The sequence below is a fragment of the Myxococcus qinghaiensis genome, from assembly GCF_024198215.1.
Taxonomy (GTDB): Bacteria; Myxococcota; Myxococcia; order Myxococcales; family Myxococcaceae; genus Myxococcus; species Myxococcus qinghaiensis.
In genome coordinates this window covers 257,701-272,592 of sequence record NZ_JAKCFA010000002.1, presented here as the reverse complement: position 1 = coordinate 272,592, position 14,892 = coordinate 257,701, and the positions used below count along the sequence as shown (strand labels likewise).

Here is a 14,892-nt window from a genome sequence, read left to right as displayed (position 1 = left end):
TGCTCGCCACCTGTCGGGCGAAGCCCTCGTGAATGGACGCGGGGCGGGGCATGCGCACGGCGGTGTCGTTCCACTCCACCAACACGCGGCGCCGCTCCTCGGCGGTGAGCATCGAGACCTGGGTGAGGGGGCGGTCCGGCGCGTTGACGACCTCTTCCAGCACCACCCGCAGGTGGCTGGCCATCGCCGCCACGGTGTCCGGGGCGAACAGGGCGGTGGCGTAGTTGATGCCGCCCCGGAAGCCGGTCTCCTCGCGGTGGAAGGACAGCTCCAGGTCGAAGCGGATGACGCCGTGGTGGTGGTCCATGGGCCGCAGTGACAATCCTGGCAGGGACAGGGTCGGCAGCGGCGCGTTGTGCAGCGTGAAGGAGACCTGGAACAGCGGCGTGCGACTGGCGTCACGCGCGGGGTGCAGCTCCTCCACCAGCTTCTCGAAGGGCACGTCCTGGTGCTCGAAGGCCTCCAGCGTCGTGTCCCGGACCTGCTTCAGCAGCTCGCGGAACGTGTCCTGGGGCTGGATTCGCGCGCGCAGCACCAGGGTGTTGGCGAAGTAGCCGATGAGGTCTTCGGACTCCGTCAGCCTCCGGCCGGCGATGGGCGAGCCGACCAGGATGTCGTCCTGACCGGAGTGCCGATGCAGCACCAGCTGGAACGCCGCCAGCAACACCATGAACGGAGTCGCACCTTCCTTGCGTGCGAAGGACTCCAGCGCCTCCGTGAACGGGAGGGGCAGGTGCATCAGCGCCGCGGCGCCCTGGAAGGCCTGCTGCGGCGGACGAGGATGGTCCGTCGGCAGGTCCAGGTGCGTCGGCGCGCCCGCGAGCTTCTCGCGCCAGTAGCCGACCTGCTTGTCCAGCACCGGGCCCTGGAGCCAGGCGCGCTGCCAGGCGGCGTAGTCGGCGTACTGCACCGGCAGCTCGGGCAATGGAGAGGGACGCTCTTCATGGAAGGCCGCGTAGAGCGCGGCCATCTCGCGGACGAGGACGCCCGTGGACCAACCGTCGGAGACGATGTGGTGCATGTTGAGCACCAGCGCGTGCTCGGACTCGCCCAGCTTCAGCAGGAGCGCGCGAGCCAGGGGACCGCTGAGCAGATCGAACGAACGCCGCGCTTCTTCCAGGGCCAGTCGCACGGACTCCGTCTGGCGTGCCTCGGCGTCGGTGATGGACGTGAGGTCGACGAACTGGAACGGGAGCGGGAAGGGCGGGTGGATGACCTGGACGGGCTCATCGCCGTCCACGCGGAACGTGGTGCGCATGGCCTCGTGACGCTCCATCAGCGCGTCGAAGCCACGCTGGAGCGCGGAGAGGTCGAGCTCCCCCTCCAGCTTCAGGGCGAGCGGGATGTTGTACGCGCTGACCGCGCCCGCGAACTGGCTGATGAGCCAGAGGCGCTGCTGCGCGAAGGAGAGCGGGAGCCTTCCCGTGCGGTCCACGCGGACCAGGGGCGGCAGCTCCTCGCCCGGGCTTGCGCCCTGGGAGCGGGCGTCCAGTCGCGCCGCGAGCGCGGCCACGGAGGGGGCCTCGAACAGCGTGCGCAGGGGCAGCTCCAGGCCGAGCGCGGCCCGGACGCGGACGACCACCTGCGTGGCGAGCAGCGAGTGGCCGCCCATCTCGAAGAAGCCCTCGTGAATCCCGATGCGCTCGATGCCGAGCACCTGCGCGAAGAGGGTGGCGAGGGTCTCTTCAAGAGGCGTCCGAGGCGCCACGTACCGGCCGGGCTGCGCGACGGGCGCCTCCGGAGCGGGGAGCGCCTTGCGGTCCACCTTGCCACTGGGCGTCAGCGGCAACACGCCCAGGTGCGTGAAGGCCGAGGGCACCATGTATTCGGGCAGACGCGGCTGGAGATGGGACTTGAGCAGGGCCGCGTTCAGCGGCTCAGCGTCTCCAGTGACGTAGGCGACGAGGCGCTGGTTGCCGGGGGAGTCCTCACGGACGAGGACGACGGCGTCTCGCACGGAGGGGTGGGAGAGGAGCGCGGCTTCGATGTCGCCGAGTTCGATGCGGAAGCCGCGCAGCTTCACCTGGAAGTCGGAGCGGCCGAGGTACTCCAGGGTGCCGTCTGGCAACCAGCGAGCGACGTCACCGGTGCGGTAGAGGCGAGCCTCGGGCGAGTCGGAGAACGCATCGGGGATGAAGCGCTCCGCGGTGAGCTGGGGCCTGCGCCAGTAGCCGAGGCCCACCTGGACGCCGCCGATGAAGAGCTCGCCGGGGACGCCAATGGGAGTGGGCTGGCCATGGGAGTCGAGGACGTAGAGGCGGGTGTTGGCGACGGGCCTGCCGATGGGGATGGAGGTGCGAGAGGAGCCGCGAGCGCAGTGGAAGAAGGAGACGTCGACGGCGGCCTCGGTGGGGCCGTAGAGGTTGTGGACCTCGGCGGAGGCAGGCAGGCGCGAGTGGGCACGGGCCACGAGGTCCGAGGTGAGGGCCTCACCACTGCAGACGACGCGACGCAGCCCGGAGAGCTTTTCGAGCCCCGGCTCCTCCAGGAAGGCACGGAGCATGGAGGGGACGAAGTGGACGGTGGAGACTCGCTGCTCGGCGATGAGGCGGACGAGGTAGGCGGGGTCCTGGTGTCCACCGGGCTTGGCGAGGACGAGGCGAGCGCCCGTCATGAGAGGCCAGAAGAACTCCCAGACGGAGACGTCGAAGGAGAAGGGAGTCTTCTGAAGGACGGTGTCGGAGGCCGTCAGCGCGTACTGCTGCTGCATCCATAGGAGGCGATTGACGATGCCGGAGTGGGCATTCATGGCGCCCTTGGGGCGGCCGGTGGAGCCCGAGGTGAAGATGACGTAGGCGAGCGAGTCGGCGCCGGCCGGGGGCGGGAGAGTCGTCGAGGGCTGGCGTGAGACGGCGGCGGAGTCCGAGTCGAGGCACAGCACGCGAGAGGCGTGAGGCGGGAGGACGGACTGGAGGTGCTCGTGGGTGACGAGGACGGGAGCGTCCGCGTCCTCCAGCATTCCGGCGAGGCGCTCGCGAGGGTAGGCCGGGTCCAGGGGGACGTAGGCGGCGCCGGACTTGAGGACGGCGAGGAGGGCGACGACGAGGTCGAGCGAGCGCTCCAGGCAGACACCGACGAGGACGCCGGGGCGAGCACCGAGAGAGCGCAGGTGCCAGGCGAGCTGGTTGGCGCGAGCGTCGAGCTGGGCGAAGGAGAGCGCGGAGTCCTCGAAGCGGACGGCCTCGGCACCAGGAGTGCGAAGGACCTGGGCCTCGATGAGCGAGTGCAGGGAGACGTCGCGCGGGAAGGGCTCGGCGCGGCCCTGGAACTCCACCAGCACCTGGCGCCGCTCCGCTTCACCCATCAGCGGGAGCCGCTGCACCGGCACGTCCGGTGAGGCCACCACGGTGCGCGCGAGCACGTTGAGGTGCTCGACGAGGCGCTCCATCGTGGCGTCGTCAAAGAGCTTCGCGGCGTACTCGAAGCGGCAGGCGAGCTCGCCCTGGCCCTCGACGACTTCCAGGCTCAGGTCGAACTTCGACGTCCCCGTGGCGATGTCGAGCTGGCTCAGCTTGAGCGTCTGGTGCGACGTCTCCGCGGGGGGCGTGTTGATGACGTTGAGGACGACCTGGAAGACCGGCGTGCGGCTCTGGTCTCTCGGCGTCTGGAGCACTTCAATCAATCGCTCGAAGGGCGCGTCCTGGCGCGAGAAGGCGCCCAGCGACTGCTTCTTCACGCGGCCCAGCAGCTCGCGGAAGGTTGGCGCCCCCTCGAGCTGGGAGCGCATGGCCAGCGTGTTGACGAAGCAGCCGATGAGGCCCTCCGTCTCCGGCTGCGTGCGGCCCGCGATGGGGATGCCGACGGCGAAGTCGTCCTGACCCGCGTGGCGGCCCAGCAGCGCCTGGTACAGCGCCAGCATCACCATGAACGACGTGGCGCCTTCCTTTCGACCCAGGGCGAGCAGGGGCTCCGTCACCTCGCGGCTCAACACGAAGCGCAGGCTGCCGCCCTCGTAGGACTGCACCGCCGGACGCGGCCGGTCCACGGGCAGCTCCAGCGCGGGCACGCCGACGAGCTGGTCCTTCCACCAGCGAATCTGACCATCGAGGATCGCGCCTTCCAGCCACTCCCGTTGCCAGACCGCGTAGTCCGCGTACTGCACGGGCAGCTCGGGCAAGGGGTTGGGAATGCCCGCGCTGTAGCAGGCATAGAGCACCGACATCTCTCTCGCGAGCACCAGCGAGCACCAGGCATCCGAGATGGCGTGGTGCATGACCATGTTGAGGACGTGGTCTTGTGGCCCCATGCGCAGCAACACCGCGCGGATGACCGGGCCCTTGTCCAAATCGAACGTCTTCGCGCCGTTCTCCTGGCAGCGGCGCAGCAGCTCGGCCTCGCGCGCTTCGGGCGTGGCTCCGGCCACTTCCTCCAGCGGCATGGGCAGGCCACCCCCGGCATGGATGATCTGCACCGCGCCGTTCTCGGTGAGCTGGTACGTGGTCCGCATCACCTCGTGACGCTGCACCAGCGTGTTCAGCGCGGCCTGGAGCGCATCGGTGTCCAGCGGGCCCACGAGCCGGAAGCTGGAGCTGTTGTTATACGCGGTGCTCGTCGGGTCGAGCTGCTGGAGGTACCAGAGACGCTGCTGCGCGAAGGACAACGGCAACGGCCTGTCGCGACGCGCCCTCGGAATCCCCGTGGACGGGGTGGGCGCCGTGGCGGCTCGGGGCGTGGGGCGCTCTGTCTTCGGGGGTGACGCCTTGGCGGCGGGCGCGGGCGGCTTGGGCACCTGGACCTGGACGTTCTCCACGCGGCCATCCGCGCGCAGGCGCGCATGACGACCCGTGCGGAACACCTGCGACGCGCCTCCCAGCGGATGCGCCACCAGCCGGCGACGCTCCTCTTCCTCGGAGCGCCACAGGCCCGAAGGCAGGCCCGCGCCTTCCAGCGCCAGCTCTCCGACAACTCCCACCGGAACGGGCTGGCCCGCGCCGTCGAGAATCCACGGACGAAGGCCGGAGGGGATGCGCTCCTCGGGGCCTCGGGGCACCAGCGCGCCTTCACGCGCGCCGCCCGCGAGCAGGACTTGCAACCCGGAGCTCTGATGCAGCGTCGCGGCCAGCTCGGGAGAAGCCCCATCGAGCACCAGGGCTCCCACGGGGCCCAGCGCCTCACGGGCCCCGGGCAGCTCGGTCAGCGTACGCGCGAGGCGCGCGGAGGTGTGCAGGAGCACGCGGCTGGACTGGCGCGCCAGCTCCAGCACCTCGCCCACGCCCTGGTCGCCTTCCACCAGCACCTGCTCCTGGCGCGTGGCGGCCTCCTCTATCAGCCGGTCTCGGATGGCGGAGAGCTTCTCCAGCCCCTTGAGCACCACGGGCGTCTCGAGCCCGAAGTCGATGAGCGCGGCGATTTCATCCACGTCCGCCACTCGCACGTCGAGCAGCCGCTTGAAGCCGCTCTCCACCGTGCCGATGAGGCCCGTGCCCTTCGCGTGGTGCTCGAAGGTGTGCTCCAGGAGGGTGTTGATGTCCTCCTCGGAGACCTTGTCGATTTCTCCCTGGTGTCCCTGGGCCGCGAGCAGCGTGGCGGTGATCTCCGCCGAGCTGCGGAAGTAGCCCATCAGCGGCTTGCGCACCGTGCGAAGGACTTCCTGTTCATCGTCCCCGATGAAGGCGTGCAGCATCACCGTGACGTGGCCTCGGCCTGGATGGCCATTGCGACGCCAGGCCTCGCGGTACAGGGCGACCCGCTGCTTCAGCTCGTCGATGGACAACGCGAGCAGACCGGTGAGCACGCCCGCGCCCACCTCGCCAGCCAGCCGGAAGGTCTCCGGATTACCCACGGCCGTGAGCCAGACGGGCAGCTCCTTCTGCACGGGCTTCGGACGCAGGCCGACCTCCACCGTGACTCCGCCGCCACCCAGCCGCTTGACCTTCTCGCCCCGCCACAGGGAGCGCAGGGTCGCCAGGTGCTTCATCAGGATGTTGCGGCGGTCCTCGAAGTTGGCCGGGGCGAACGAGAAGTCCGCCACGTGCCAGCCCGTAGCCACCGACAAGCCCACGCGTCCGCCGGAGAGGTTGTCCACCACGGACCACTGCTCGGCGACCTGCATGGGGTCGTGCAGGGGCAGCACGACGCTGCCGGAGCGCAGGTGCAGGTGCTTGGTGACGGTGGCCAGCGCCGCGGCGACCACCGCCGGCTGCGGATAGAGGCCGCCGAACGAGTGGAAGTGTCGCTCAGGGGTCCAGACAGCGGAGAATCCATGGGCGTCCGCGAACTTCGCGCCCTCGACGAGCAGCTCGTACTTGGGACCCGTCATCGAGTCCTCATCGTTCGCGAAGTAGATGAGGCTCATGTCCATCGGCTGGGTGCGAGGACCGCCGCCTTGCAGTCGGACCAGTCGCGCGGACACCTGCTCGGAGGGGAACGCCACGCGCAGGCCGCGTGAGAGCGCCCACAACAGCTCCAGCTCGGGACGCTCCGTCGAAGTGTCGACCGCCGCGAGCCACGTCCCACCTTCCGATGGACGCAGGCGTTCATCCATCGCGGTGAACAGCTCCGCCAGGGCGTGGTGGTCCAACGTCCACGCCGGCTGGCCCGCGCCCGAAGGCAGCAGCCAGGCCGCCGCGTCCGCGCGGGTCCCCCGAGCGCTCGTGCTCGCGGGCACGGAGGACTCGAGGAGGTCCTCCACGTAGAGCGTGCGCGCGGCATCGAGCTTCGAGGAGGTGACGACCCCACGCCAGGTGATGAGCAGGGGCGAAGCGGCACCCTGGGGCGCATAGGTCGCGAGCCCCCCCAGGTCGGTGGCGCCGAGTGCCACCACCGCGCCTCCGGCTTCGAGGACACCCCAGAGGACGGCCAGCTTCGAGGGGGACGGAGGGAGGCAGACCGCGACGGGGGCGCCGGGAGTCACACCGGTGGCGCGAAGTCGCGCGGCGACATTCTCCGCGCGGCGGTTCAGCTCCGCCCAGGACCAGGACTGGTCGCCGATGATGGCGGCCACGGTGCTCGGGTTCTGCTTCGAGCGCTCGGCGAGCTGGGCCGGGACGGAGGTGGAGGCGCGCACGGGACGCGGCACGGGCCAGGTGGCGCGGTCCTCCTCGGTGGCCAGGGGCAGCCGCGAGACGCGCTCATCCGGCCGAGCCATCGCAGACGCGAGCAGCACGTGAAGATGGGCCACCATCCGGCCGGCGGTCTCCGCGTCGAACAGCTCCGTCGCATACTCCAGCGCACCGTGGACGCGGCCGGATTCGTCACCGAGCACGAGCGTCAAGTCAGACAGGGTGGTGCCCCACTGCACGGGGCCGTCCGGGACTTCGACGATGGAGCCGCGCACCCCGGTCATCTCCAGGGCCGCCGCGCCGCCACCGATGCCGCTGTGGAACACGAAGACGGTGTCCGTCATGCGTCCACGACCGATGTCCTTGCCGGGAACGAGCGCTTCGACGAGGTACTCGAAGGGCACGTCCGGACGGGACTGGACCTCGTTCAGCTCCTGTCGCACGCGGTTGAGCAGCTCGCGGAACGTCGGGTCGTCCGCGAAGCTGGTGCGGAACGCGGCGGAGTGCGCCACGTAGCCGATGAGCGGCAACAGCTCCGGTCGGGTGCGATTGCCCAGGGGCGTGCCGACGATGATGTCGGTCTGCCCGCTGTAGCGGTGCAGCAGCGTCTGCCAAGCGGCGAGCACCAGCATGTACGACGTGAAGCCCTCGCGCTTGCCGAACGCGCCCAGCTCGCGGGCGAGGGCGCGTGGGAACTCCACGGGCAGACGCACGGAGGTGAGCGGGCAGCTCGCGGGGCGCTTGCGGTCCGTGGCCACTTCGAGCTGACGCGGCATGCCCGCGAGCCGCTGGCGCCACCACTGTTCCTGCTCGGGGAAGCGGCCCTCGCGGATGCCTCCGCGCTGCCATGCGCCGAAGTCCGCGTACTGGATGGGCAGCGGGGGCAGGGGCGACGGGCGGCCCTGCTTGAAGGCGCCGTAGAGCTGCACCAGCTCGTTGATGAAGAGCGCGGTGGAGAGGGTGTCGCAGACGACGTGATGGATGCTGCCCAGGAGCAGGTGATGCCGAGGCTCCAGCCGGAGCAGCGAGGTCCGGATGACGGGCCCGTTCACCAGGTCGAACGGGAGCATCGCCTCCTCGCGAGCCAGGCGCATGGCCTCGGCTTCGCGCAGCTCGGCCGTGGCGCCCTGCACGTCGACGACGGGGAGGGGGATTCGCACGTCATCGTGGAAGCGCTGGACGGGTCGGCCGTCCACCACGTCGTACGTCGTGCGCAGGGCTTCGTGTCGGCGGACGACCTCCTGGACCGCGCGTGCCAGCGTGGCCGCGTCCAGGTCGCCTTCGAGCCGGAGGACGAAGGGGATGTTGTACGCGGAGAGGCCGGGGAGGTGCTGCTCCAGGCGCCAGACACGCTCCTGGACGAAGGAGAGTGGCAGCTCGCCCGTGCGGGGCAGGGGGACCAGGGGCAGCTCTCGCGTCGGCGCCGCGACGGGGGCCTGCCGCAGCAGGGGCTCCAGTCGCTGGGCGATGCCGGCCACGGTGGGAGCCTCGAACAGGGCCGCGAGTGGAAGCTGTACGCCGAACGCTTCGCGAACCTGGTTGAGGAGCTGCGCGGCCATCAGCGAGTTGCCGCCGATCTCCAGGAAGTCGTCGTCGCGACCCACGAACTCCAGGCCCAGCCGCTCACGCCACAGCCCCGCGAGTCGCTCCTCGATGGCACCGCGCGGTGCATCCTCGCGAACCGGCGTGACGGATACGGGCTCAGGTTCGGACGCGACGGGGGGGGGAGGGGGCGCTACTGGGGCTACGTGCGCGGGCCGGGAGCCCGCGGAGTCCGACGGTGCCACGTGCGTGGGTCTGTACGCCGAAGACTCCGACGGAGTGACCAACGCGGGCGGGGGCATCGGTGCCGTCGTCGTGAGATTACGGGTCTCCTGCCCGGAGGCCATGACCGTTCCCGACGGAGGTGCCGCGCTCGGAGTCAGTGCCCCGGAAGCGGCCTTCATCTGCACGGCCTCTGAGACGACCAGCGACTGCGCGGGAGCAGTCCCTGGCTTCGCCTCCACCCAGACTCGCTTCTCCTGGAACGGGTACGTGGGCAGGTGCAGGCGGTGGCGCTGCTCGTGCGCGAACCAGGCCGACCACTCCACCTCCACGCCCTGGGTCCATAGCTCACCCACGGACGCGAGGAGGCTCGCGTGCTCCGGCGTGGCGCTGCCCCGTCGCAGCGTGGCCAGCGCCTTCACCCGGTCCTTGTCCTGGCCCAGCGACGCACGCACCAGCGGCGTCAGGTCCTGACCCGGTCCCACCTCCAGCAACACGCTGCAACCCTCTTCGAGCAACACGCCCACCGCATCGGCGAACAACACGGGCTGGCGCATCTGGTCGGCCCAGTACTGGGGTTCAGCCAGTGCTCCCTTCCGCGCCCACGTGCCCGTCACGCTGGAGGCGTAGCGCAGCGTCGGATCGGACCTGTGCAGCGAGGCCACCACCCGCGACATCTCGGGCATCAACGGCTCCACGTCCGCCGAGTGGAACGCATGGGGCGCGGGCATCCGCACCACCCCGACGTCCCGGCGCTTCAGCGTCTCCTGGAGCTGCTCCACCTCCGCCACGGGACCCGCGACGACGCAGCGGTCCACCGCGTTGACGGCGGCCAGCGACAACCGGCCCGTCAGCAGCGGCTGGACCTGCGACTCAGGCAGCGCCACCGCGAGCATCGCGCCCGGAGGCATCCGGTGCATCAGCTCGCCTCGGGCCACGGCCAGCTTCAACCCATCTTCCAGCGACAGCACGCCGGAGATGCAAGCCGCCGCGTACTCACCGAAGCTGTGTCCCAGGACGGCGTAGGGCTTGATGCCCCAGTCCATCCACATCCGCGCGAGCGAGCACTCGACGGTGAACAGCGCGGGCAACGCGACGCGAGTGTCCGCGAGCAACCCCGCGTGCTCCGCCTCCTGGCCCGGCGCGGAGGTCAGCAACGCGCGGACCTGGGCGCGCAGCGTTGGCGTCAGCAACTCCAGGCACGCCTCGACATGCGCGCGGAACGTGGGCTCGGTGTCGAGCAACTCCCGTCCCATGCCCAGCTGCTGGCTCCCCTGGCCCGGGAAGATGAACGCGATGCGCCGCCGCCGCGCGGCCTCCGGGTCCTTCACCTTCGTCGGCGTGAAGGGCTTGAGGAGCTGCCGTGACAGCTCGGCCGCGTCGCGAGCCACCACCACGCGGCGGTGCTCGAAGACCTTGCGGCCCACCGCGAGCGTGAAGGCCGCATCCGCCACGGGCAGGGCCTCGGCATGTGTCTCCGCGTGGGAGGCGAGCTGCTTGGAGGCCGCATCCAGCGCCTCGGGCGTGCGCGCGGACAGGACGAACAGGTGATGCGTGCGGGAGCTGCTGCCGCTCGGAGACATCGTGGACTCCTCGAGCACGGCGTGGGCGTTGGTGCCGCCAATACCGAAGGAGCTGACCGCGGCGCGCCGCGGGGTCTCGCTCCTCGGCCACGGCCGAAGGGTGGTGTTGACGAAGAAAGGCGTGGCGTCGAAATCAATCTGCGGATTGGCGCGCTCGAAGTGCAGGCTCGGAGGAATCTCCCCGTGCCGCAGCGACAGCGCGACCTTGATGAGGCCCGCGAGGCCCGCGACGGTATCCAGGTGGCCGACGTTCGACTTGAGCGAGGCCAGGGCGATGGTGCCCCGGTGCTCGGGCCCCAGGCCGTAGGCGCGCTGGAGCGCCGTCACTTCAATCGGGTCTCCCAGCGGAGTCGCCGTGCCGTGCGCCTCCACGTAGCCGATATCCGAGGCCGACACGCCGGAGCGCGCGAGCGCCTGCCGGATGACCGCGGACTGGCCCTGCACACTCGGCGCGGTGAAGCCCGACTTGTCGCGCCCGTCGTTGTTGGTCGCCGTCGCGCGAATCACCGCGTGGATGGCATCGCCGTCCCGCTGTGCATCTTCGAGTCGCTTGAGGACGACGCAGGCCACGCCGTTGCCGGAGACGGTGCCCTGCGCCGCCGCGTCGAACGAGCGGCAGTGCCCGTCCGGCGAGAGAATCATTCCCTCCTGGTACACGTAGCCCGTGCGCTGCGGCACGGACAGTCGGGTCGCCCCAGCCATGGCCACGTCGGACATGCCGGCGAGCAGGTTCTGGCAGGCCAGGTGGACGGCCACCAGACCGGTGGAGCACGCGGTGTGGATGAGGACGCTCTCACCGGTGAGGCCCAGCTTGAAGGACGTCTTCGTCGCCAGGCTCTCGTGGGTGGCCGTGCCGTAGAGCTCGAAGAGCGCGGCGCCATCCAGCGGCACCGTGGCGCGCACCGCCTCCGTGTAGCCGGAGTCGATGGCCCCCGCGTACAGGGAGATGGCCCCGGGGAAGCGCTCGGGGTCGATGCCCGCGTCTTCCAGCGCCGTCCAGGCCGACTGGAGGAACAGGCGCTGCTGCGGGTCCAGCCACTGCGCCTCGCGCAGCGACATGTCGAAGAACGCATGGTCGAACTGGTCCGCGCCTTCGAGCACGCCGCCGGCCGGGACGAACGCCGGGTGCTGCTTCAGGTCGATGCCCTCGGGGAGGCCGGGCATGCGCTCCAGCTCCTCGGGCTTGAACCAGGAGATGGACTCCACGCCTCCGCGCAGGTTGCGCCAGAACTCATCCACGGTCCTCGCGCCGGGGAAGCGACCCGCCATGCCGATGATGGCGATGGCCCCGGAGGTGGAAGGCCTGGACAGAGGACGCTGAGGCTCGGGCACCGCTCGCGGTGTCGCGGCAGTGGCTTCGGCTTCGGCCTCCGCGCCCTGTTTCTCCAGCACGCGCGCGAGGCCCTGCACGGTGGGGTGCTCGAACAGCCACACCACGGGCAGGGGCTGGCCCAGCTCCTCCCGCAGGCGCGCGGCGATCCGCACCACGGAGAGGGAGGTGCCACCCAGCTCCTCGAAGAGGTGGTCATTCACGCCGACGCGCTCGGTGCCCAGCTCCTTCGCCCAGATGGCGGAGATGCGCTGCTCCAGCGGATTCGCGGGCTCGACGAAGCGGCCCTGTCGTCCGGTGGACGCGGCGTCCGGCTTCGGCAGCGCCTTGCGGTCCACCTTGCCCGTGGAGCTGAGCGGCAGGGTGGGCAGCGTGACGATGACCGAGGGCACCATGTACTCGGGGAGCCGCTGGCGCAGCCCCGCGCGCAGGTCGGCCGTGTCCAGCGTCTGGCCCTCCCGCGCGGAGACGTAGGCCACCAGTCGCCTGTCCCCCGCGACGTCCTCGCGAACGATGGCGGCGAACTCGTGCACCGCGGGCTGCGCGGCCAGGGCGGCTTCCACTTCGGACAGCTCGATACGGAAGCCACGGATCTTCACCTGATGGTCCGTGCGACCGATGAACTCGAGCACTCCCTCGGCCCGCCAGCGGACGACGTCTCCGGTGCGGTAGAGCCGCTCACCGGGAACGCCGCCGTGGGGATTCGGGACGAAGCGCTCCGCGGTGAGGTCCGGGCGCGACACGTAGCCTCGGGCCACGCCCGGGCCACCGAGGTACAGCTCGCCAGGGACACCCACGGGCACCAGTTGCTGCCGAGCATCCAGGACATACGCCTGCGTGTTGTCGAGGGGCGTTCCAATCGGGAACGAGACGCCCCCCGGCATGGGCCCCTGGAGGGAGTACGTCGTGGCGATGACCGAGACCTCGGTGGGTCCATAGGCGTTGGTCATCGACCCGCGCACCGACGACAGCGCTCGATGCGCATGGGGCGCCGAGAGGACCTCGCCGCCGACGTGAATCTCCTTCAGGCGCGCGAGGATATCGGGGCGGTGCTCCACGAGCTGCGCGAAGAGCCCCGAAGGCAGGTGGGTGAACGAGACGCCGTGGCGCGCCATGACGTCGCCCAGCGTGTCCAGGTCGCTGGGGACGGCGTTGGCCGGGTAGATGACCACTCGGCCGCCGTGCAGCAGCGAGGGGAACAGCTCCAGCACCGAGCCATCGAACGAGATGGGCGCCAGCAGGATGCTGGTCTCCCGAGCACCGTACCGCGCATACCGCTCCGCGTGGCACAGGCGCAGCAGGCCCCGGTGCTCGATGGCGACGCCCTTGGGCCGCCCCGTGCTGCCCGACGTGAAGATGACATACGCGAGGTCGCGGGGACCGGCCTCGGGGCTGGGGGGCGTGGCGGGCCACGAGTCCAGCGTCAGCTCCTCCAGGAACAGGCGCTCCATTCCCGTGTCGGGGAGCGAGAGCCGCTGCCCGAGCACGCGTGAGGAGACCAGCAGCTTCGGCCGCGCGTCCTCGACCATGAAGGCCAGGCGCTGGGCGGGGTAGGCGGCGTCCAGCGGCACGTAGGCGCCGCCGGCCTTCATGATGGCCAGCATGGCCACGACGACGTCGAAGCCGCGCTCCAGGCACACGGCCACGAGGACCTCGGGGCCCACGCCGCGAGAGCGCAGCAGGTGCGCGAAGCGATTGGCCCGTGCCTCCAGCTCCGCGTACGTCAGCTTCTGATCGCCGGATTCGAGGGCGATGGCCTCCGGGCGCAGGCTCGCCTGTCGCGAGAACCCGTCCACGAAGGTGGCCTCCGCGGGGTAGGGCCGCACGGTGTCATTCCACTCGACGACGAGCTGACGGCGCTCCTCCGCGGAGAGCAGGTCCAGGGTCCAGAGCGGGCGGTCCGGAGCTGCCACCACGGCTTCGAGCAGGTTGCGCAGGTGGCCCGCGAGCCGAGCCACGGTGGGAGCGTTGAACAGCTCCGTGCTGTACTCGATGACGCCGCGCAGCCCGTCCGCCTCCTCCACCAGGACGAGGCCGAGGTCGAAGCGCGCGGTGTCGTTGTCCACGTCGAGCTGACGCAGCGTCAGGCCCGGCACGCTCATCGCCGGCGTGGGCGTGTTCTGGAGCGCGAAGACCACCTGCACGAGCGGACCGCGTCCGAGGTCTCGCTGCGGCTGCAGCTCTTCAACGAGCCGCTCGAAGGGGAGGTCCTGGTGCTCGTAGGCCGCGAGGGTCGTTTCACGCACCTGGGCGAGCAACGCGCGGAACGAGTCCTCCGGACGCACCCGCGCGCGCAGCACCAGCGTGTTGACGAAGAAGCCGACCAGCCCCTCCAGCTCACCGTGGCGGCGGCCCGCGATGGGGGAGCCAACGAGCAGGTCTTCCTGCCGGCTGTAGCGCGAGAGCAGCGTCTGCCACGCGGCCAGCAAGGTCATGAAGGGCGTGGCCCCGGCCTGCCGTCCGAGCGCGACGATGCGGTTCACCAGCTCGCGTGGAAGCTGGAGGGTGTGCGAGGCCCCCTGCGGCGTGCGCAGCGCGGGGCGCGGCCGGTCGGTGGGCAGGTCGAGGACGTGAGGCGCGCCTTCGAGTCGCTGCTTCCACCAGGAGACCTCCTTGGCGAGCGTCTCGCCCTGGAGCCACTGGCGCTGCCACGCCGCGAAGTCGACGTACTGCACCGGCAGCGGAGACAGCGCGGGGGCCTTCTGGGTGGAGAAGGCCTCGTAGGCCAGGGCCACTTCACGCACCATCACGGAGAGGGACCAGCCGTCCGAGATGATGTGGTGCATGACGAGGACGAGGACGTGCAGCTCCGCGTCGAGCTTCAGCAGCACGGTGTTCAACAGCGGCCCCGTGCTCAGGTCGAAGGGCTGGCTGGCCTCTTCGGCGGCGTACTTGCGGGCCGCGGCCTCGCGCTCCGAGGGAGCGACGTCGGTGAGGTCGACGAGCGGCAGGCTCCAAGGCTTGTGTGGATGGATGGTCTGGGTGGGCTGACCGTCCTTCAAAGCGAACGTTGCCCGCAGCGGCTCGTGACGGGAGACGAGGAGGTCGAGGGCCTGGCGCAGCGCCTCGGGGTTCAGCGTGCCTTCCAGGCGAACCGCGCCTGAGACATTGTACTGGGTGCCTCCGGGTTGGACCTGGTCCAGCAGCCACAGGCGCTGCTGCGCGAAGGACAGCGGCAGCTCCCCGTCACGCGGAATGGGACGCAGCGGTGGCA

1 protein-coding gene (only partly in view) is annotated in these 14,892 nt (G+C 70.5%); it reads right to left on the bottom strand.

This entire window lies inside a single protein-coding gene on the bottom strand: locus LZ199_RS03660, encoding a non-ribosomal peptide synthase/polyketide synthase. The 43,251-nt coding sequence extends 12,128 nt beyond the window's left edge and 16,231 nt beyond its right edge, so the window shows coding positions 16,232-31,123 — codons 5,411 (partial) to 10,375 (partial); the first complete codon in reading order (the gene reads right to left) occupies positions 14,888-14,890. Both codon boundaries (start and stop) fall beyond the window edges.